Source organism: Nocardioides sp. Soil774 (assembly GCF_001428125.1).
Classification (GTDB): domain Bacteria; phylum Actinomycetota; class Actinomycetes; order Propionibacteriales; family Nocardioidaceae; genus Nocardioides.
This window is the reverse complement of record NZ_LMSM01000005.1, coordinates 16,096-36,081: the sequence shown is the minus strand read 5'-3', so window position 1 is coordinate 36,081 and position 19,986 is coordinate 16,096. Positions and strand designations below refer to the sequence as shown.

Sequence of the window (19,986 nt, the reverse complement as noted above, 5' to 3'; positions counted from 1 at the left end):
CTCCACACTGCCGCTCGCACCGCCGGACGGGCAGTGGCGAACGTCATGGGGCGCGGTGGACCAAGGTCACGGTCCCGGGACGGTGGGACCTATGCCTCTCTCCGGTGGGTGGCCGATGGCCCACGCTCAGGGTCATCGCACGCGTCAGCAGGAGGTCACATGTCCGTCCAGAGCCCGCCACCGACCGCCTACCCGGCTCGCCTCGACATCGACTACGCGGAGCAGCACGACCGGGTCCGCACGTTGTTCCGGGTGGTGCTGGTCATCCCGATCGCCATCGTCTACGGGGTGCTCACGGCAGGAGTCACCCAGACGGTCTACGACCAGGGCCGCGAGGCGGTGACCACGACGAGTGGCGGGATCGTCAGCGGCCTGTTCGGCGCCACGCTGCTGATGATCGTCTTCCGTCAGCGCTACCCCCGCTGGTGGTTCGACTTCGCCCTGGAGCTCACCCGGTTCGGCACTCGCGTCTGCGCCTACGCCGCGCTCCTGACCGACGACTACCCATCCACGGTCGAGGAGCAGGAGGTCCACCTCGAGCTCGACTACCCCGACGCCGAGCGCGACCTCAACCGCTGGTTGCCGCTGGTGAAGTGGCTGCTCGCGATCCCACACTTCGTGGTGCTGTTCTTCCTGGGCGTGGGTGCGGTCGGGGCCGTGGTCGTCGCGTGGTTCTCGATCCTGCTCACCGGTCGCTTTCCGCGGGGGCTCTTCGACTACGTGGTCGGTGTCGGCCGCTGGGCGCTGCGGGTGCAGGCCTACGCGTTCCTCCTCGTCACCGACCAGTACCCGCCCTTCTCGCTGCGCTGAGGCCGGTGCCCGGCGCGGCCCATACTGGTCCCGTGCTGCTCACCCGTGACGAGGTCCTGGCCGCCCGCGAGCGGCTCGGGGGGCGCGTCCGCCGTACTCCCCTGCTCGCCCCGTCGGCAAGCGATGCGGTCTGGCTCAAGTGCGAGTTCCTCCAGCACTGCGGTGTGTTCAAGACCCGCGGCGCGTTCAACCGCCAGCTCACGGGGCTCGAGCGCGACGAGATCGGCGACGCCGGCATCGTCGTGGCGTCGGGCGGCAACGCCGGCCTGGCACAGGCGTTCGCGGCCCACGAGCTGGGGATCCGAGCCACCGTGTTCGTCCCGGAGACCGCGCCGGCCGTCAAGGTCGAGCGCATCCGCAGCTACGGGGCCGACGTGCGCCTGGTCGGCACCGAGTACGCCGAGGCACAGCAGGCCGCGCTCGAGCTCGCCCGGGTGCACGGGGCGGCGTACGCCCATGCCTACGACCAGCCCGAGGTCGCGGCCGGGGCCGGCACCCTGGCCGAGGAGGTGCTCGAGGACGAACCCGACCTCGACACGATCGTCGTCGCGGTCGGCGGCGGCGGGCTCTACGCCGGGGTCGCCGCGTCCGTGCGTGGCCGGGCGCGCGTGGTCGCCGTCGAGCCCGAGCGCATCCCGACGCTGCACGACGCGATCGCGGCCGGGCGACCCGTGGACGTCGAGGTCTCCGGGGTGGCCGCCGACGCGCTCGGCGCGCGGCGCGTCGGCGACCTCGCGTTCGCAGCAGCCGAGGCGGAGCCGCCCGTGTCGGTCCTCGTCGCCGAGGACGCGATCATCGAGGCGCGCGACAGGCTGTGGAGCGACTTCCGCATCGTGTCCGAGCACGGCGCGGCGACGGCGTACGCCGCGATCCTGTCAGGCGCCTACACCCCGGGCCCCGGCGAGCGCGTCGCCGTGGTGGTGTGCGGCGCCAACACCGACCTGACCACGTTGTCCGACTGACCCGGCCGCGTCCTGCGCCGCTCGATGCCGGGCAGGCCGTCGATGCGACAGGGCCCTGACCTGCGGTTCCGCAGATCAGGGCCCTGTCTCGTTCGGTCGGGCTGACAGGATTTGAACCTGCGACCCCCTGACCCCCAGTCAGGTGCGCTACCAAGCTGCGCTACAGCCCGAACGCCTCCGGCACGAGGCCTGCGAAGCGACCCGAACACTACCGCAGCACCCGTGCACCTCGGCAATCGACCCACCCGTGCTGCGCGCGCGTAGTCCGACCGGGCCATTTGCCGCGCTTTCGCAGCGGCGTGCGCGCACGCCGCACAAGATGAACACTCAACCTGTGGGGGGTCCACATGTCAGCTCAACCGCACCGGGCGGGTCTGCTCCTGGCCGTCGTCCTCCTGGCGCTCGGCCTGGGGCTCGCCGCGCCCCGCGCCGACGCCGCCGCTCCGGAGACCGTCGTGCGCGAGCAGGGCCAGCAGGCGCGGACACTCGAGCTCGCGGTCCGGGCGCAGGCGCAGCTCCACGAGCGCGAGCGCACGCTGCTGGCGCTCAACCGACGCGCCGACGCCCGCGAGCGGGCGCTGCTGGGGCGCAAGGCGGTGCTGGCCACCTACGGCTACCACGGCGACCCCGAGCGGGTCCGCGCCGTGCTGCCGCTGGCGTCGTACCGGCTCTCCGCCGGCTTCGGGCTCACCGGCCCGCTGTGGGAGGCCCAGCACGGCGGCCAGGACTTCAGCACGTCGCCCGGTGACGCGATCGTCGCGGTCGCCGCCGGCGTCGTGTCCGAGGTGGCGTGGTCGGGCCCCTACGGGCTGCGCACGATCGTCACGCTGCCCGACGGCACCGAGGTCTGGTACTGCCACCAGGACGACGTCTCGGTGTACGCCGGTCAGGCCGTCGAGGTGGCCGAGCGGATCGGGTCCGTCGGCTCGACCGGCAACTCCACCGGCCCGCACCTCCACCTGGAGGTGCGACCCGGCGGGGGTGGCCCGATCGACCCCCTCGACTGGCTGCGGGCCGAGGGACTCGCCCCCTGACCCGTCGCCCGGCTCAGCGCTTGCGCTTCTCGCGCGGCTTCTGGTTGATGACGATCGGCGTGCCGACGAAGCCGAACTCCTCGCGCAGGCGACGCTCGACGAAACGCTCGTAGGCGGCGTCGAGCTTGCCGCTGGTGAAGAGCACGAAGGTCGGCGGAGCCGTCGAGGGCTGCGTGGCGAAGAGGATCCTGGGCTGCTTGCCGCTGCGCACCGGGTGCGGGTGCTCGGCCACCAGGCGGCCGAGGAACGTGTTGAGGGCACCGGTGCCGATGCGCGTCTCCCAGCCCTCGAGCGCCTTGTCGATCGCCGGGACGAGCCGGTCGACGTGCCAACCGGTGCGGGCGGTGAAGTTGATGCGCGGCGCCCACTTGAGCTGCACGAGGTCGCGCTCGACCTCACGCTCGAGGTAGTGGCGGCGCTCCTCGTCGACGAGGTCCCACTTGTTGAAGGCGATGACCATCGCCCGGCCGGCGTCGCGGATCGTCTGGATGATGCGCATGTCCTGCTCGGACACGGTCTGGCTGGCGTCGAGCACCAGCACCGCCACCTCGGCGCGGTCGATCGCGGTCGAGGTGCGCAGCGAGGCGTAGTACTCGTGGCCCGAGGCCTGGTTGACCCGCTTGCGGATGCCGGCGGTGTCGATGAAGCGCCAGGTGCGGTCCCCGAGGGTGATCAGCTCGTCGACGGGGTCGACGGTGGTCCCGGCGGCGTTGTCGACGACGACCCGGTCCTCCTGGGCCAGCATGTTGAGCAGCGACGACTTGCCGACGTTGGGCTTGCCGACGATGGCGATCCGACGCGGCCCGCCCACCTCCTCGAAGCTCTCAGCAGGCGTCTCGGGCAGGGCAGCCAGGATCGCGTCGAGCATGTCGCCCGACCCGCGACCGTGGAGCGCCGACACCGGCCACGGCTCACCGAGCCCGAGGTTCCACAGGCCGTAGGCCTCCGCCTCGGTGCGAGCGTCGTCGACCTTGTTGGCCGCGAGGACGACGGGCTTGCCCGAGGCGCGCAGGATCCTCACGACGGCCTCGTCGGCGTCGGTGATGCCCACGGTCGCGTCGACGACGAAGAGCACGGCGTCGGCCAGCGTGACCGCGACCTCGGCCTGCCCTGCGATGCGCTCGGCGAGACCGCGCGCGTCGGGGTCCCAGCCGCCGGTGTCGACCACCGTGAAGGCGCGACCGTTCCAGTTGGCGTCGTAGGACACGCGGTCGCGGGTCACGCCCGGGCGGTCCTCCACCACGGCCTCGCGTCGGCCGATGATCCGGTTGACCAGGGTGGACTTGCCCACGTTGGGGCGGCCCACGACGGCCAGGACGGGGGTCGGTCCGGTGTCGGTGGCCTCGGTGTCGAGGGTGCCGGCGTCGTGCTCACTCATGTGTGTCCACAGTTCTCTGGGGGTGCTCGACGAGCCCGGTGTCGGGGTCGTCCTCGGATTGTCCCGCACTGAGGGGCCCGGGCAAGGATCGGCGCGTCTGGGAGAGGGCGCTGTCCAGCTCGGACAGCATGTGTCCCCGCAACAACACCGACGTGGCAGCCACGTGTTCCCTCGTCCGGGGCCACGCCTGCTGTGTCGTGTGCCACGCCTGCCCGAACACCACGTCGATCGCCTCGCCGGGGTCCGGGATCGAGCGCGCGCTGCCCGGCGCGCGGGTGCCGATCAGCGTCACCGGCACGACGGGAGCGCCGGTGACCAGGGCGAGGTAGGCCGCGCCGTGGTGGAAGCGGCGGAAGTCGCCGCCGCCCCGGGTGCCCTCGGGGAAGATGCCGAGCACTCCCCCGCCCCGTACGACCCGCAGGGCGGTCCGGACGGCGCCCGGGTCGGTGGCGTAGCGGTCGAGCGGGATCTGGCCCGTCGCGCGCAGGAAGCCGCCCAGCCGGCCGTCGAACATCTCCCGCTTCGTCAGCGCGTGCACCGGACGCGGGGCGTACGTCGCCAGCAGCGGGCCGTCGAGCAGCCCGATGTGGTTGGCAGCGAGGATCACCCCGCCGCTCGCGGGCACCAGCTCTGGGTGGTGCACGGTGACCGGCCAGCGGCGTCCGATCACCTGAACGGCGATCGGACGCATGATGCGCAGCAGGCGCGTCCGCGGATGCTCGGCGCTGCTGTCAGGGAGCTCGGTCACGGCCGGGCGGACGCGGCCAGCCCGACGATGGTCTCGATGACCTCGGCCAGGGTGAGGTGGGTGCTGTCGACGTGCACCGCGCCGTCGGCCATCGTCAGCGGCGCCGTCGCGCGCCCGGAGTCGATCCGGTCACGCTCCAGCAGCGACTGCTGGGTGCTGGCCACGTCGGTGCCGCCCAGCTCGGCGGAGCGGCGGGCGGCGCGAGCGTCGGGATCGGCGCTGAGGTAGACCTTGACCTGGGCGTCGGGCCACACCACGGAACCGATGTCGCGACCCTCGACGACGATGCCGCCGCCGCCGATCACCTCGCGCTGCAGGTCGAGCAGGAGCGCGCGCACCTGCGGCACGGCGCTGACCGGGCTGACGGCCGCCGTCACGTCCTCGCCCCGGATGTCGACCGAGACGTCGGTGCCGTCGACGGTGATGGTGGGGCCCAGCGGGTCGGTGCCGGACTCGATGCCCGGACGGCCGGCGTCGACGGCGGCCGCCACCGCGTCGGAGTCACGTACGTCGACGCCCTCGCGCAGCAGCCACCACGTGATCGCGCGGAACATCGCACCGGTGTCCAGGTAGCGCAGGCCGAGGCGCTCGGCCACGCCCCGCGAGGTGCTCGACTTGCCCGAGCCGGACGTGCCGTCGACGGCGACGACGAGGGACGGGTTGGCGTGGCTCACGGGCCAGAAGGTTACCGGTGAGTGGTCCACCCGCGGGATTCGAGAGCGGCGAGGAGGTGCTCGGCGCTGCCCTCCTCGACCACGAGCTCGGTGAGGCCGACGGGGCGCCCCGGGTCGTGGTCGATGTGGACGTCCTCGATGTTGACGCCGATCTCGCCGGCGTCGCCGAACAGCCGGGCCAGCTCGCCCGGGTGGTCGGGCACCGAGACGAAGACCGACCGGGTCGGACGCGCCGGCCCGCCGTGCTTGCCGGGGATGGCCTCGGTGCCGGCGTTGCCCCGGGCGAGGATCTCCACCAGGTCGGGTCCGGCGTCGTCGGCCACGGCCGTCATGAGCGCGTCGAGGTCGGCGCGCACCTCGGCGAGCAGGTCGAGCACCGCGCCTGCGTTGGCCTCCAGGATCTGGCGCCACAGGCCCGGGTCGCTGGCCGCGACGCGGGTGACGTCGCGCACGCCCTGGCCCGAGAGCGCCAGGTGCTCCGCGGGCGCGCTTGCCAGTCGCCCGGCGACCAGCACCGCGGCCAGGTGGGGCAGGTGCGAGATGCGGGCGACGGCGCGGTCGTGCTCGGCGGGCTCCATCCGGCGCGGGGTGGCCCCGCACTCGAGGACCAGTGACTCCACGAGCCCCACCGCGTGCGGGTCGGCGCCCGGGTGGGGCGTGACCGCCCACGGTCGGCCGTCGAAGAGGGCCGCGCTGGCGGCGAGTGGTCCGGAGCGCTCGCTGCCGGCCATGGGGTGCGAGCCGACGTAGCGCGACAGCTCGGGCGCCCCGACCCGCGCCGCTACGTCGGCGAGCGGGGCCGCCTTGACGCTGCCGACGTCGGTGACCACGGCCCCGGTGCGCTCGAGCGCCGCCACGACGGCGTCCGCGAGCGCCGCCGGAGGGACGGCGACGACGACCAGCTGGGGGCGGTCGCCGGGTGCGGCGGGTCGCCCGGCACCCAGCCCGTGGGCGGTGCGCAGGTTCTCCTCGGAGGCGTCGCGCAGCACCACGTCGAGCCCCAGGCGCCGGCACACGAGCGCGATGGAGGTGCCGATGAGGCCGGCTCCGACGACCTCCACCGGTCCGGTGAGGGCGGGCAGCGCGGCTTCGGTGCGGACGTCAGTCATGGCTGGTGGTGCGGGACAGGTCGCGGCGCAGGTTGGCTGCACCGTGGAGGTAGACGTGGGTGATCTCGGCCCGCGGCAGGTCGGTGTCGACGTGCGCCATGAGACGTACGACGCGCGGCATCGATCCCTCGATCTCCAGTTCGCGCGCGCACACCAGCGGGACGTCGGAGAAGCCGAGCTGTCGCGCGGCGTAGGCCGGGAACTCGCTGGTCAGGTCGCTGGTGGCGGTGAAGATGATCGAGATGAAGTCGTCGACCTCGAGGCGGTTGGCCTCCATCACGTCCGTGACCAGCTCCGCCACCCGGTCCAACATGTGCTCGCGGGTGTCCTCCTCGAGCTGGGTCGCCCCACGCACTGCCCTGACTGCCACGCTCCGAGCCTACGGGCTCGCGCGCTCAGAGCTGCGCGCTGTCCATCAGCTCGCCCAGCTCGGCCACGGTGAGCTCGCGCATCTCCCCGGACCGCAGCCGGGCCAGCGTGACGGGGCCCACCTGCGTGCGGGTCAGCCGCCGCACCGGGTGGCCCACATGGTCGAGCAGGCGCCGCACGATGCGGTTGCGGCCCTCGTGGATCGTGAGCTCGACGATCGAGCGGTTGCTCCCCTCGCGCCGGGGGTCGCCGCCCAGCACGCGGGCGTGGGTCACCGTGACCGGGCCGTCGTCGAGCACGACCCCGGCGAGCAGCTCGCGCACGGTGCGCACGTGCACCTCCCCCTCGACCTCCGCGACGTAGGTCTTGTCGACCTCGTGCGAGGGGTGGGCCAGGTGCTGGGCGAAGTCGCCGTCGTTGGTGAGGATGATCAGGCCCTCGGTGTCGGTGTCGAGCCGCCCGACGTGGAAGAGCCGCTCGGGACGGTCGGCCACCAGGTCGCCCAGCGTGCGACGGCCCTCCGGGTCGGACATCGTGGACACGACGCCGCGCGGCTTGTTGAGCACGAGGTAGACCTTGTCGCTGATCGGGGGCAGGCGCTTGCCCTCGACCCGGATCACCGCGGTGCGGGGGTCGACCTTGGTGCCGAGCCGCGTGACCACCTCGCCGTCGACCTCGACGAGGCCGTCGAGCATCAGCTCCTCGCACTTGCGCCGGCTGGCGACACCCGACTGGGCGAGCAGCTTCTGGAGCCGGATCAGGCCGTCGTCGTCGGTCTCGGGCCGCTGCGAGGCGGGCTGGTCGTTGTCGGGTGCGTCGTGGGGCTTCATTCGGGGTCCCTGCGTAAGCGCGAGCGGAGCGAGTGGTTTCGTGGGGTGGTCAAGAGATCTCGGTGCCGCCGTCGGGCTCGGTGCCGGCGCCGCTGTGCGGCGAGGCGTGGTGGGTCGGGGGGTGGGCCGGGTGGTCGGGCGTCTCGGGTGCGGGAGGCACCTCGGCGGTGGACGCGGGGGCGGGTGCGTCGAGGCCGGCGACGCTCGCCAGCTCGTCCTCGAGGTCGTCCATGTCGGGGAGGTACGGCGCCAGCTCGGGCAGGTCGTCGAGCGAGGTGACGCCGATGCGCTCGAGGAAGTACGACGTCGTGCGGTAGAGGTTGGCGCCGCTCTGCTCGTCGTGGCCGGCCTCCTCCACCAGACCCCGGGTCAGCAGCGTGCGCATCACGCCGTCGACGTTGACCCCGCGGATCGCGGACACCCGGGCCCGCGACACCGGCTGCTTGTAGGCCACCACCGAGAGTGTCTCCAGCGCGGCCTGCGTCAGGCGGGCCTGCTGGCCCTCGAGGACGAACGACTCCACGACACCGGCGTACTCCGGACGGGAGTAGAAGCGCCAGCCGCCCGCGACCGGACGCAGGTCGAAGCCGCGGCCCTGGTCGGCGTACTCCGCGGCGAGCGCCTCGAGCGCCGCCCCGACGTCGGCCACGGGATGGCCCACGACGGTGGCGAGGCGCACCTCGTCGAGCGGCTCGTCGGAGACCATGAGGATGGCCTCGAGCGCCGGGCGCAGCTCGGCGACCGCCACCTCGAGGGTCTCCACGTCGGCGGGAGTGGTCTCGGGCTCGCTCACGGGTCCTCCTGGGGTACGTCGGCGGCGTCGGCTGCCTGGGCGTCATCCTCGCCCGAGGGCTCGGCGCCGTCGAACTCGTCGTGGATCTCGACGTCGCCGTCCTCGGCCCCGGTCCAGCGCACGGTGAGCTCGCCGAGCGGGGTGACCTGGTCGAAGGAGACCGCGCCCTCGCGGAACAGCTCCAGCAGCGAGAGGAAGCGCGCGACCGTGGTCAGCCGGTCGGGTGAGTCGCCGCACAGCGCGCGGAAGGTCAGGGTGCCGCTGCGGCGCAGCCGGTCGACCACGACCTGCGCCTGCTCGCGCACGCTGACCCTCGCGGCATGGATGTGCTGGAGCGACACCTCGAGCACCGGCTTGGGCTCCATCGCCTTGGCCGCGAGCCGGGCGAACTGCTCGAGCCCGATCCCGATGAGCACCTCCGGCAGCAGCGTGGCGAAGCGCTCCTCGAGCCCCACCGCCCGTGGGTGGCTGCGCGCCTCAGAGGCGATGCGGTCCTCGAGCACCGACGCGACCTGCTTGAACGCGCGGTACTGCATGAGGCGGGCGAAGAGCAGGTCGCGCGCCTCCAGCAGCGCGAGGTCCTCCTCGTCCTCCACGTCGCCCTGCGGCAGCAGGCGCGCTGCCTTCAGGTCGAGCAGGGTCGCGGCGACCACGAGGAAGGACGTCGTCTGCTCGAGGTCCCACGCGCCGCCGAGGTTCTTCACGTGCGCGATGAACTCGTCGGTCACCTGGGAGAGCGCGACCTCGGTGATGTCGAGCTTGTGCTTGGCGATGAGGCCGAGCAGCAGGTCGAAGGGACCCTCGAAGTTGTCGAGCCGGACGGCGAAGGCCGGACCGGCATCGCCGGACGCGAGGTCGGTCGGCGCGCTCACTCGTCCAGCAGTCGCTGGACCAGCGGGCTGTCGGTGCCCTGCGCCTCGAGGTCGGCCAGGACGAGCGCGAGCGCCTCGCGCACCAGGCGCCCGCGGTCGACGGCGAGGCCGTGCTCGCGCCGCAGCGTCAGGCGGGCGTGCTCGATGTCGAGGAGCTCGTCGGCGGTCACGTAGACCGTCATCTTCTCGTCGTGCCGGATCCGTCCGCTCGGGCGCTTGGGCCCGGCCTCGGTGCCGTCCGACTCGTCGGCGACCGCGCGCACCCGGCGGGGCCGCTGGGTGGCGGACTCGTCGGCGTCGGAGGTCGGGCGGAACAGGTCGTCCGCGGCCGGCATGCTCACTCGGCGGGCCACCGGGTGAGCACCTCCCTCGCGAGCTGGCGGTAGTGGTCGGCGCCGGTCGAGGACGAGGCGTACGACGTGATCGGCTCCCCCGCCACGGTGGCGTCGGAGAACTTCACCGTGCGGCGGATGACGGTGTGGAACACGGTGTCGCCCCAGGCGGAGACGAGGCGCTCCATGACCTCACGGCTGTGGAGCGTGCGGCCGTCGAACATGGTGCCGAGGACGCCGTCGATCTCGAGCTTGGGGTTGAGCCGCTCGCGCACCTTGTCGATGGTGGTCTTGAGCAGCGCCACGCCGCGCAGGGCGAAGTACTCGCACTCCAGCGGCACGATGACCCCGTCGGAGGCGGTCAGCGCGTTGACCGTCAGCAGGCCGAGCGAGGGCTGGCAGTCGATGAGGATGACGTCGTAGTGCTCGAGGGCCGGCGCGAGCACCCGCTGGAGGGTCTGCTCGCGTGCCACCTCGTGCACCAGCTGCACCTCGGCGGCCGACAGGTCGATGTTGGAGGGGAGCAGGTCCATGCCGGGGATGCCGGAGGGCACCACCACGTCGTCGATGGCCACCTCCCGGTCCATCAGCAGGTTGTAGATCGAGAGGTCCATCTCGTGGGGGTTCAGCCCGAGGCCGACCGACAGCGAGCCCTGCGGGTCGAAGTCGACCAGCAGCACCTTGCGGCCGTACTCGGCGAGCGACGCGCCGAGGTTGATCGTGGTCGTGGTCTTGCCGACCCCGCCCTTCTGGTTGCACATCGACACCACGCGGGCGCGGGAGCCGGCGGGACGCGTGAGCGGCGTCGGCTCCGGGAAGACCGGCATCGGGCGGCCCGTCGGGCCCAGCGGCACCACCGGGTCGGGCCGGGGAGCCTCTGCGACCGGTCGTTCGAAGGGGATCGGCTGCGTCACTGTGTGCTCGTCTCGAGAGGTGGTGTCGGGGTGCTGCGGTCGGGGTGGTCGGTGGAGCGGCGGCATCTGTGCGGCGCTGCTGCCGCTGTCCGAACCCGGGAGTCCCGCACCGCTCATGTCCGCTCCTTCTCGCCTCGACCAAGGCCTCGATTGGATCACGCCGAACGGCCCGGACTTTGTCGACACGTCGACAGTTCCGAGAACGGCTCGGCGCGACTCTAGGTGCGGGGTGTGGCCGCCACAACATCGCGGCGCCAGACCCACAGGCAGCGGACCAGATCTGTGCACGGGCTCCCGTTCCCGTGCACAGGACGACGTCGCCTGTGGACAGACCTGTGCACGCGCCGGCGTCAGGGTGTGGCGATGCCCGCGCAGCCGTCGAGCGCCTCCGCGTGCCGTTGCGCGGTGCGGTAGGCCTCGAGGTCGCGCACGCCCTGGTGCCACATCGAGAGCCACATCCGCGTCGCCTCGTCGGGCGACAGGTCGCCCATGCGCAGCATGTCCATGTCGGTGATGTGGCGGTCCCAGGTGTCGATCGACGTACGAGCGGCGCGCAGCACCGCGATCTCCGCCTGCACCTGTCGCGCGCAGCCGGGCAGCCGCCGTGACCCCGGGGCGAGGAGGTCGGGGTCGGGACAGTCCACGCCGTCGCGGCGCACCTGCTGCACGGTGTCGCGGAACCCCGCGACCTTGTGCTGCGCGCCGACCCGCGTGCGGTTCCAGAAGTCGGTGGCCTGCTGGAGGGTGATCTCGCCGACGACCAGCTGGTTCATCGCGTCCACGTGCACCTTCCACTGCTCGAGCGCCGGTCCGGCAGCGTCGAGGGCCTGCGCCAGCGTGTGCTCGGCGCTGGCGCAGCGCGCCAGCCGGGACGGCGCCGGCCGCGTCGCGACCGGTGCCGGGCTGCTCGCGCCCGGGTCCCCCGTCGCGCCGGGCGACGGGCCCTGCCCCTGGTCGAGCAGGTCGGTCCCCTGCGCGAGTCCTGCCTGGGCTGCTCGCGGCTCGTCGTCGCCGGTCAGCAGCCCCCACGTGAGCACCAGCACGAGGCTGGTGACCACGCCGAGGAGGAACGTCGCGGCCAGCACGAGCTCCGCCCCACGCGACCCGGGCTCCCGTGGGCCGGCCTGGTCCTCGTCCGTCACCTGTCTCACCCCCGAAACGTGTGGTCGACCTCCCGGCACGCTAGCTCCGGAGGGTGCGCCGGATCGCCCCCCATCTGGGGGATGACCATGCACGACGACACGCCCGGGCCGGCGTGGTCCCGGGTCAGGGGTGGCGGCTCAGAGGTCGCCCAGGCGACGCATGGCGAGCGTGGCCAGCACCAGCTCCCCCGCGCTGTCGGTGGCGTCGCAGTCCACGACCGCCTCGATGACCCAGTCGTGGTCGCCCTCGGGGTCGTGGATCGTCTGCCGCACGTCGCGCAGGCGCGAGGTGGTGCCCTCCTCGGCGCCGACCGGCTCCCCCGTGCGCTCCTCGCCCACGCGGAGCAGGTCGGGGCCCCGCGCGTCGGCGTCGGTCAGCACCCGGTCATGCTCGGCGTAGTAGGTCTCCAGTGCGGCGTCCCACACGGAGCGCCCGACGACGACCTCGCGCGGCGGGTCGGTGCGGTCCGCCGCCGCACGCTCGAGGCGTACGAGGACGTCGAGGTCGTCGCGCGCGACTGCCTCGACCCGCGCCCACATCGCGTTGCGCAGCATCACCCGGAACGGCCGCTCCTGGCGCGAGAGCGGACGCGGCGGAGGCGGCGGCTCGTGGTGCGACACCGCCCCGGGCACGTGCTCGGGGTCCGACAGCGCCTCCCACTCGTCGAGCAGGGAGGAGTCGGTCTGGCGCACCGTCTCCCCCAGCCACTCCACGACGTCCTCCACCTCCGGCGAGCGGTGCGCCTCGGGGACGGTCTGGCGCAGGGTGCGGTAGGCGTCGGTGAGGTAGCGCAGCACCAGCCCCTCGGAGCGGGCGAGCTGGTAGCGGCCGACGAAGTCGGTGAACCCCATCCCGTTCTCCCACATCTCGCGCACCACCGACTTCGGGCCCAGGGCGTCGTCGGGCAGCCACGGGTGCGTCTGGCGGTAGGTCTCGTAGAGCGCCTCGAGCAGCTCGCGCAGCGGCTGGGGCCAGGTGATCTCCTCCAGCAGCGCCATCCGCTCGTCGTACTCCAGGCCGTCGGCCTTCATCTCACCGATGGCGTCCCCGCGCGCGGCGTGCTGCTGCGCCATGAGGATCTGCCGGGGCGCCTCGAGCACCGCCTCCACGATCGACACGACGTCGAGGCCGTAGGTCTCCGACTCGGGGTCGAGCACGTCGAAGGCGGCCAGCGCGAAGTGCGCGAGAGGCTGGTTGATCGCGAAGTCGTCGGGCAGGTCCACGGCCAGGACGTAGCGGCGACCGTGCTCGTCGACCTCGTCGAGGCGGGTGACGATGCCGGTGCGCACCAGGGACCGCGCGAGCCGCAGCGCACGGCGGGCCAGGCGCAGCTGCCCGCGTCGGTCCTCGTGGTTGTCGGTGACCAGACGACGCATGACCGCGAAGGCGTCCTCCTCGCGCGACACCACGTTGACGAGCATGGCGTTGTCGACCTTCATCCGGCTGGTCAGGCGCTCCGGCACGCCCGCGACCAGCTTGTCGAAGGTCTGCTCGGTCCACACGACGGTGCCTTCTGCCGGCTTCTTCAGCTGGGCCTTGGACTTCTTCTTGCCCGCCGCCACGCGTGCCGCGGCCTTGGCCTTGGCCTGCTCGTTCTCGATGACGTGCTCGGGGGCCTGTACGACGACGTAGCCGGCCGTGTCGTAGCCCGCGCGGCCCGCCCTGCCTGCGATCTGCTGGAACTCCCGGGTGCGCAGCACGCGCTGCTTGGTGCCGTCGAACTTGGCCAGCCCGGTGAACAACACCGTGCGGATCGGCACGTTGATGCCGACCCCGAGCGTGTCGGTGCCGCAGATGACGCGCAGCAGCCCGGCCTGGGCGAGCGTCTCCACCAGCCGGCGGTACTTCGGAAGCATGCCGGCGTGGTGCACGCCCACCCCGTTGCGGACCAGGCGCGACAGCGTCTTGCCAAACCCGGCACCGAACCGGAAGCCGCCGATCCGCTCGGCGATCGCCTCCTTGTCCACCTTCAGTCCCCCGCCGGCGGAGACGAGGCGCGACTTCAGCAGGTTGGTGGCGTGCTCGACGGCTGCGGCCTGGGTGAAGTGGACGACGTAGACCGGGTCCTGTCCGGTGGTCACCAGCTCCTCGAGGGTCTCGTCGAGCGGCTCCATCGACCAGCGGAAGCTCAGAGGGACCGGGCGCTCGGCGTCGTCGACGACGGCGGTGTCGCGACCGGTGCGCCGCTTGAGGTCCTCGACGAAGAAGCCGACGTCGCCCAGCGTCGCCGACATGAGCAGGAACTGCGCGTCGACGAGCTCGATCAGCGGCACCTGCCACGCCCACCCGCGGTCGTGCTCGCCGTAGAAGTGGAACTCGTCCATGACCACCAGGCCGACGTCGGCGGCACGCCCCTCGCGCAGGGCGATGTTGGCCAGCACCTCGGCGGTGCAGCAGATGATCGGCGCGTCGGGGTTCACCGCGGCGTCGCCGGTGAGCATCCCCACGTTGTCGGCGCCGAAGACCTCGATGAGGGCGAAGAACTTCTCGCTGACCAGCGCCTTGATGGGGGCGGTGTAGAAGCTGACCTTGTCCTGCGCGAGCGCCGCCAGGTGCGCGCCGATGGCGACGAGCGACTTCCCCGACCCGGTCGGGGTGGCCAGGATGACGTGGTTGCCGCCGAGGAGCTCGATGACCGCCTCGTCCTGGTGCGGGTAGAGCGAGAGCCCCTGGTCCGTGACCCAGCCCGCGAACGCGTCGTAGACCTCGTCGGCGTCGCCCTGCACCCGCGACAGGTGGGTGCTCATGCCCGCGCCCGGGGGTGGGCGGTGGCGAAGACCTCGCGCAGGTTGTCGACCGTGACGAGCGTGTAGACCTGCGTCGTCGTGACCGACGCGTGGCCGAGGAGCTCCTGCACGACCCGCACGTCGGCGCCGCCGTCGAGCAGGTGGGTGGCGAACGAGTGACGCAGGGTGTGCGGGGAGACCGACGCGGTGACGCCGGCACGGTCGGCCGCCTTCACCAGCACCGCCCAGGCACTCTGCCGCGACAGCCTGCCGCCCCGGGAGTTGAGGAACATCGCCGGCCCGCCGCGTCCGGCGCCGACGAGCTCCGGCCGCGCCCGGGTCAGGTAGGCCGCGACGGCGTCGCGGGCGTAGCCGCCCACCGGCACCAGCCGCTCCTTGCCGCCCTTGCCGCGCAGCAGCACGGTGCCGTCGACCTGGTCGAGGTCGTCGATGTCGAGCCCGACGGCCTCGGAGATGCGCGCGCCCGTGCCGTAGAGCACCTCGAGCAGCGCGCGGTCGCGCAGGGCGAGCACCGTCTCGGGCGCACCCGCGGCGTCGAGGATCGCCTCGACGTCGGAGAGCGGAAGCGCCTTCGGCAGCCGCTTGGCGGGCGTCGGCGGCTTGACCGCCGCCGCCGGGTCCGCGGCGGCCAGGCCGTCGGCCACGGCGAACTTGTGGAAGCCGCGCACCGCCACCACGGTCCGCGCCGCGGACGTCGCGCTCAGGGGCGGGTGGCCCTCACTGCCCTCGCGCAGGCTCACCAGGAACGCGGCCACCGTGTTCTCGGTGACCGCGTCCAGGTCGTCGATGCCCTGTGCGGTGAGGAACTCGTCGTAGCGGCCGAGGTCACGCCGGTAGGAGCTCAGCGTGTTGGCTGCGAGCCCGCGCTCGACCGTGAGGTGGTCGAGGTAGGTGCGGACCGCGCGGCCCAGCGTCACCCCCGGGCTCACCCCAGGACGCTGTCGAGCCCCACGGACTCGATGCCCACCGCCGCACCCACCGGTGCGTTCGTCAGCTGTCCTGCGTGGGTGTTGAGGCCGAGCGCGAGGCTCCGGTCGTCGCGCAGCGCCTGCTGCCAGCCCTTGTCGGCCAGCGCCACGGCGTAGGGCAGGGTCGCGTTGGTCAGGGCGTACGTCGAGGTGTTGGGCACCGCGCCGGGCATGTTGGCGACGCAGTAGAACACCGAGTCGTGCACCGCGTAGGTCGGGTCGTCGTGCGTGGTGGCGTGCGAGTCCTCGAAGCAGCCGCCCTGGTCGATGGCGATGTCGACGAGCACCGAGCCCGGCTTCATCCGCGAGACCAGGTCGTTGCTGACCAGCTTCGGCGCGGCCGCACCGGGGATCAGCACGGCGCCGATGACCATGTCGGCCTCCATGACCTGCTGCTCGATCGCGAGCTTGGAGGAGGCGAGGCCGTGGACGCGGTTGTTGTAGCGCCAGAACGACATCCGCAGCTTGTCGAGGTCGGTGTCGAGGAGCGTGACGTCGGCGCCCATGCCGAGCGCGATGTTGGCGGCGTTCTGTCCCGACACGCCGGCACCGATGATGACGACCTTGGCGTTGGCCACGCCGCCGACGCCGCCCATCAGGACGCCGCGTCCGCCGTTGGCCTTCATCAGCGAGTAGGCGCCGACCTGGGGCGCGAGGCAGCCGGCGACCTCCGACATCGGGTAGAGCAACGGCAGCCCGCCCGAGGGCAGCTGCACCGTCTCGTAGGCGATGGCGGTGACCTTGCGCTTCATCAGCTCCTCGGTCAGCGGCTTGTCCGCGGCGAGGTGGAGGTAGGTGAAGAGGGTCTGGCCCTCCCGCATGCGGCCGTACTCCTCCGCGACGGGCTCCTTGACCTTGAGGATCATGTCGGCGCTGCCCCACACGTCGTCGGCTGTGTCGAGCATGGTGGCCCCGGCAGCGACGTACTCCTCGTCGGGGATCTGCGAGCCCACGCCGGCGCTCTTCTCGACGACGACCTCGTGGCCGTGCTGGACCAGCTCGTGCACTCCGATGGGCGTCAGGGCCACGCGGTACTCGCGGTTCTTGACTTCCTTGGGTACGCCGACCTTCATTCCGTGCTCCTAGAGATCATTGAGGGGCCACGGATGTGGCTCGCCTCACAGCGGGAGCGAGACTACTCCCGGGATCGCCTCACGGGCTCGAGGGCCCCTCGCTGGTCCAGCACGGCGTAGACCAGCACGGCTTGGGCGAGCGGCCCCTGGCGCACCCGGCCCTCCAGCACGGACTCCAGCAGGTCGGCCATCGGCACCCACAGGCGCTCCATCTCCGCCTCCTCGTGGCGCATCTCGAAGTCCCCGCGCGGGGCGTGCGTGAGCCCGCGGGCCAGGAAGATCTCGTGGACCTCGTCGGTGATGCCCGCGCTCGGGAAGGTGCTCAGCAGCAGGCGCCAGTCGGAGGCCTCGAGCTCCACCTCCTCGCGCAGCTCGCGCCTCGCGGTCTCGACGGCCGGCTCGTCACCGGCGTCGCGCAGCCCGGCCGGCAGCTCGACGAACTCGTGGCCGCTGGTGTGGCGGTACTGCCGCAGGCACATCACGCGCTCGTCGTCGTCGACCGCGAGGACGATGACCGCGCCGGGGTGCTCGAGGCTGATCCGGCTGAACTGCTCGGGGTGGCCGGGGCGGGTGATCACGTCCTCGCGCAGCGCGACGACCCAGTCGTCGCGGTGCAGGTCACGGCTGGAGACCACCGGCCAGGACATCGGCCGGTCGGCGGGCGGGTCGGCAGGAGATCCTGCGGGCGGCGAGCCGGGAGCGTCGGACATGCCCCGCACGCTAGCGCGGATGGACACAGTGAGTACGGTCACCTCCATGAGGTTGTCCACGCTCACCAAGCACGAAGCAGCCGCCCGCTCGGACCTCCTGGAGGTCCAGCGCTACGACATCTCGGTCGACATGACCGGGCTGCTCGAGGGCGAGCTCTTCTCCTCCGTCAGCACGATCACGTTCACCTGCGCCGAGCCCGGCGCGACGACCTTCGTCGACGTCGCGATGGACGTCAGCAGGGCGACCCTCAACGGCCAGGACGTCGACGTGTCCGCGGCCGCCGACGGACGACTGCCGCTCCCCGCGCTGGCAGCCGACAACGTGCTCGTGGTCGAGGCGAGCACCACCAACACCGGCACGGGCGAGGGCATCCTGCGCACCGTCGACCCGACCGACAAGCTCGTCTACGTCTGGACCAGCCTCGAGCCCGACGAGGCGCGGCGCGTCTGGGCCTGCTTCGACCAGCCCGACCTCAAGGCCCCCCACCGCTTCACCGTGACCGCCCCGGCCTCGTGGCTCGTGACCTCCAACGGCGCGCCGGAGTCGGTCGAGGACGCGGACCCCGACGTGGCCGTCGACGCGAAGGTGTGGACGTTCCCCGACACCCCCCGCCTCTCGACGTACGTCGTGGTGGTCAACGCGGGTCCGTTCCACGAGGTGCGCCGCCAGCACGACGGCTACGACCTCGGCTTCTACTGCCGCCAGTCACTGGTGCCGATCCTCGAGCGCGACCTCGACGAGATGGTGACCCTCACCCGGCAGGGGCTCGCGTTCTTCGGCGAGCGCTTCGGCTACCCGTTCCCGCAGGAGCGCTACGACCAGGTCTTCGTGCCCAACCTCGGCGGTGCGATGGAGAACTGGGGCTGCGTCACCTACGGCGACGGCCAGCTGTTCCGCACTCCCCCGACCCACGCGCAGCGCGCGGTCCGGGCGGAGTTCATCTTCCACGAGATGGCGCACATGTGGTTCGGCGACCTGGTGACCATGCAGTGGTGGGACGACCTCTGGCTCAACGAGGCCTTCGCGTCGTGGGCCGCCAACTGGGGCATGGCCGGTGCCAGCGAGTTCACCGAGCAGTGGGCCACGTTCCTCGCCGTCTCCAAGCGCACCGCCTACGAGATGGACATGAGCCCGGCCCGGCACCCGATCCGCGGCGACGTCCCCGACGTGTCGGCGGCGATGTCGAGCTTCGACGCCATCACCTACGTCAAGGGCCAGAGCGTCCTGCACCAGCTCGTCGCCTACATCGGCGAGGACGCGTTCGTGGAGGGCCTGCGCGACTACTTCTCGCGCTACGCCTTCACCAACACCCGCCTCGACGACCTGATGGACTGCTACGCCCGCGCCTCGGGCCGCGACCTGTCCGCCTGGACCAAGGCGTGGCTCGACGAGGCCGGCACCGACGTCATCTCGCTCGTCGACGACGAGCTGGTGGTCGAGACGACCAACGACCAGGAGCCGCGTCCCCACCGACTGGACATCGCGGTCTTCGACACCTCCGGGGGCGCCCTGGAGCCGGTCGGCCGCTCGTCGCACGAGGTCGCGGGTCTCCGCACGCCCGTGCAGCTCCCGGCCGGCGACCTCCGCCTCGTCAACGCGGGCGACCACACGTTCGCGGCGGTCAAGCCCGACCCGACGTCGCTGGAGAAGATGCTCGCGCACGTCCACGAGCTCACCGACCCCCTCGACCGGGCGCTGGTGGCGGCCACGGCCGGACAGCTGCTGCTGCTCGGCGACGTGGCCCCGCGTGAGGTGTCGCGGGCCCTGACCCGGGCGCTGGCCGCGGAGACCAGTCCTGCCCTGATCGAGCCGTTCCTCAACCAGGCGCTGCTGGTCGCCGACCGATGGGCACCGGCCGCGGAGTCCCCCGACCTGCTGCGCGGGCTCGCCGACGCCGTCCTCGGGCTCGTCGACGTGCCCGACGCCCGGCAGGCTGCCCTGCGCACCCTCGCCGCGTCCGCCTCCACCGACGAGCACTGGCAGGTGCTCGAGACCGCCGCGGGGCAGGCGAGCGACCTCGACCTCGCCTGGCGGATGGCCGTGCGACGTGCCGAGCTCGGCGACTACGACGAGGACGGGGTGGCCCGCCTCCTGGAGTCCGACCCCGACCCCGACGCGGGCATGCGACGCCTGGCTGTGCTCGCAGCGCGCCCCGACGTCGAGGCCAAGGAGGAGGTCTGGCGCGCGTTCTTCGTCGACTACGCCGTCCCGGCGAGCCGCGAGACCCTGGTGCTCGGCAGCACGTTCTGGCGCCCCGGGCAGGCAGAGCTGCTCGCCCCGTTCACCCACCGCTACCTCGAGGAGCTCCACACGCTCAAGGGCGGCCTGCTCAACCAGGGCCTCACCATCCGCGCGATGTTCCCCCTCGGCGCGGGCGACGCGTCGTTCCTCGCCGCCGCGGAGGCCGCCGCCGACGACACCAGCCTGATGGCGTACGCCCGCAACCAGCTCCGCGCGAACTCCTTCGTGCTCGGCCGGATCCTGCAGGCCCGCCAGCTCTGACCCGTCACTTCACGCCG

Annotated in this window: 19 protein-coding genes and 1 tRNA gene; 4 read left to right on the top strand and 16 right to left on the bottom strand. The window is 72.4% G+C overall.

The window, feature by feature from the left end; genetic code table 11:
- Positions 1-159 precede the first annotated feature (159 nt).
- Together ASG76_RS03105 and ASG76_RS03100 are read left to right on the top strand one after the other, a co-directional pair.
- Positions 160-810: a DUF4389 domain-containing protein gene (locus ASG76_RS03105; protein ID WP_056599995.1), complete on the top strand. Its 651-nt coding sequence runs from the start codon at positions 160-162 to the stop codon at positions 808-810.
- A 32-nt stretch (positions 811-842) separates the two neighbouring features.
- Positions 843-1,772 carry a threonine/serine dehydratase gene (locus tag ASG76_RS03100; protein ID WP_200948047.1) on the top strand — a complete coding sequence of 310 codons (930 nt, stop codon included), beginning with the start codon at positions 843-845 and terminating at the stop codon, positions 1,770-1,772.
- 96 nt (positions 1,773-1,868) lie between these two features.
- Here ASG76_RS03100 and ASG76_RS03095 read toward each other — a convergent pair.
- Positions 1,869-1,942 (bottom strand) — tRNA-Pro (locus ASG76_RS03095).
- 177 nt (positions 1,943-2,119) lie between these two features.
- On the opposite strand from ASG76_RS03095, the gene ASG76_RS03090 reads away from it, so the two are divergent.
- Positions 2,120-2,806, top strand: a complete 687-nt coding sequence (locus ASG76_RS03090; protein ID WP_056599992.1) for a M23 family metallopeptidase — start codon at positions 2,120-2,122, stop codon at positions 2,804-2,806.
- A gap of 13 nt (positions 2,807-2,819) precedes the next feature.
- On the opposite strand, the gene der is transcribed toward ASG76_RS03090, so the two are convergent.
- The 15 genes from der to ASG76_RS03015 all read right to left on the bottom strand — a co-directional run bounded on the left by der (position 2,820) and on the right by ASG76_RS03015 (position 17,466).
- Positions 2,820-4,184: a ribosome biogenesis GTPase Der gene (der, locus tag ASG76_RS03085; RefSeq protein ID WP_056599989.1), complete on the bottom strand. Its 1,365-nt coding sequence runs from the start codon at positions 4,182-4,184 to the stop codon at positions 2,820-2,822.
- Positions 4,177-4,932, bottom strand: coding sequence for a lysophospholipid acyltransferase family protein (locus tag ASG76_RS03080; RefSeq protein WP_056599985.1), 756 nt, complete (start codon positions 4,930-4,932; stop codon positions 4,177-4,179). The genes der and ASG76_RS03080 overlap by 8 nt, the downstream gene beginning before the upstream one ends.
- Entirely contained in the window at positions 4,929-5,606 is a 678-nt protein-coding gene (cmk, locus tag ASG76_RS03075) for a (d)CMP kinase (protein ID WP_056599982.1), read from the bottom strand. The genes ASG76_RS03080 and cmk overlap by 4 nt, the downstream gene beginning before the upstream one ends.
- Positions 5,607-5,617: 11 nt before the next feature.
- Positions 5,618-6,715: a prephenate dehydrogenase gene (locus ASG76_RS03070; protein ID WP_056599980.1), complete on the bottom strand. Its 1,098-nt coding sequence runs from the start codon at positions 6,713-6,715 to the stop codon at positions 5,618-5,620.
- Positions 6,708-7,085 carry a chorismate mutase gene (gene aroH / locus ASG76_RS03065; RefSeq protein ID WP_056599977.1) on the bottom strand — a complete coding sequence of 126 codons (378 nt, stop codon included), beginning with the start codon at positions 7,083-7,085 and terminating at the stop codon, positions 6,708-6,710. Before aroH ends, ASG76_RS03070 begins: the two co-directional genes overlap by 8 nt.
- A gap of 25 nt (positions 7,086-7,110) precedes the next feature.
- A complete protein-coding gene (locus tag ASG76_RS03060; protein WP_056599975.1) occupies positions 7,111-7,914 on the bottom strand; it encodes a pseudouridine synthase in 804 nt (267 codons plus the stop codon).
- Positions 7,915-7,963: 49 nt separating this feature from the next.
- Positions 7,964-8,707, bottom strand: a complete 744-nt coding sequence (gene scpB / locus ASG76_RS03055) for an SMC-Scp complex subunit ScpB (RefSeq protein ID WP_056599972.1) — start codon at positions 8,705-8,707, stop codon at positions 7,964-7,966.
- On the bottom strand, positions 8,704-9,579 hold the full coding sequence (locus ASG76_RS03050; protein WP_056599969.1) for a segregation and condensation protein A: 876 nt from the start codon (positions 9,577-9,579) through the stop codon (positions 8,704-8,706). The genes scpB and ASG76_RS03050 overlap by 4 nt, the downstream gene beginning before the upstream one ends.
- Complete coding sequence (locus ASG76_RS03045; protein WP_082587219.1) at positions 9,576-9,932, bottom strand: hypothetical protein; 357 nt, start codon at positions 9,930-9,932, stop codon at positions 9,576-9,578. Before ASG76_RS03045 ends, ASG76_RS03050 begins: the two co-directional genes overlap by 4 nt.
- Positions 9,917-10,738: a ParA family protein gene (locus tag ASG76_RS03040; RefSeq protein ID WP_235529414.1), complete on the bottom strand. Its 822-nt coding sequence runs from the start codon at positions 10,736-10,738 to the stop codon at positions 9,917-9,919. Before ASG76_RS03040 ends, ASG76_RS03045 begins: the two co-directional genes overlap by 16 nt.
- A 437-nt stretch (positions 10,739-11,175) precedes the next feature.
- Positions 11,176-11,976 carry a hypothetical protein gene (locus tag ASG76_RS03035; protein ID WP_157558923.1) on the bottom strand — a complete coding sequence of 267 codons (801 nt, stop codon included), beginning with the start codon at positions 11,974-11,976 and terminating at the stop codon, positions 11,176-11,178.
- Between the two features lie 129 nt (positions 11,977-12,105).
- Positions 12,106-14,715, bottom strand: a complete 2,610-nt coding sequence (locus ASG76_RS03030; RefSeq protein ID WP_056599957.1) for a DEAD/DEAH box helicase — start codon at positions 14,713-14,715, stop codon at positions 12,106-12,108.
- Positions 14,712-15,644, bottom strand: a complete 933-nt coding sequence (gene xerD, locus ASG76_RS03025) for a site-specific tyrosine recombinase XerD (RefSeq protein WP_082587218.1) — start codon at positions 15,642-15,644, stop codon at positions 14,712-14,714. The genes ASG76_RS03030 and xerD overlap by 4 nt, the downstream gene beginning before the upstream one ends.
- On the bottom strand, positions 15,641-16,756 hold the full coding sequence (ald, locus tag ASG76_RS03020; protein ID WP_056599950.1) for an alanine dehydrogenase: 1,116 nt from the start codon (positions 16,754-16,756) through the stop codon (positions 15,641-15,643). The genes xerD and ald overlap by 4 nt, the downstream gene beginning before the upstream one ends.
- Before the next feature lie 62 nt (positions 16,757-16,818).
- The gene (locus ASG76_RS03015; RefSeq protein WP_056599947.1) at positions 16,819-17,466 is read right to left on the bottom strand and encodes an NUDIX domain-containing protein; all 648 of its coding nucleotides are present in this window, start codon (positions 17,464-17,466) and stop codon (positions 16,819-16,821) included.
- A gap of 46 nt (positions 17,467-17,512) precedes the next feature.
- On the opposite strand from ASG76_RS03015, the gene pepN reads away from it, so the two are divergent.
- Positions 17,513-19,969, top strand: a complete 2,457-nt coding sequence (pepN, locus tag ASG76_RS03010) for an aminopeptidase N (RefSeq protein ID WP_056599944.1) — start codon at positions 17,513-17,515, stop codon at positions 19,967-19,969.
- Positions 19,970-19,986 lie beyond the last annotated feature (17 nt).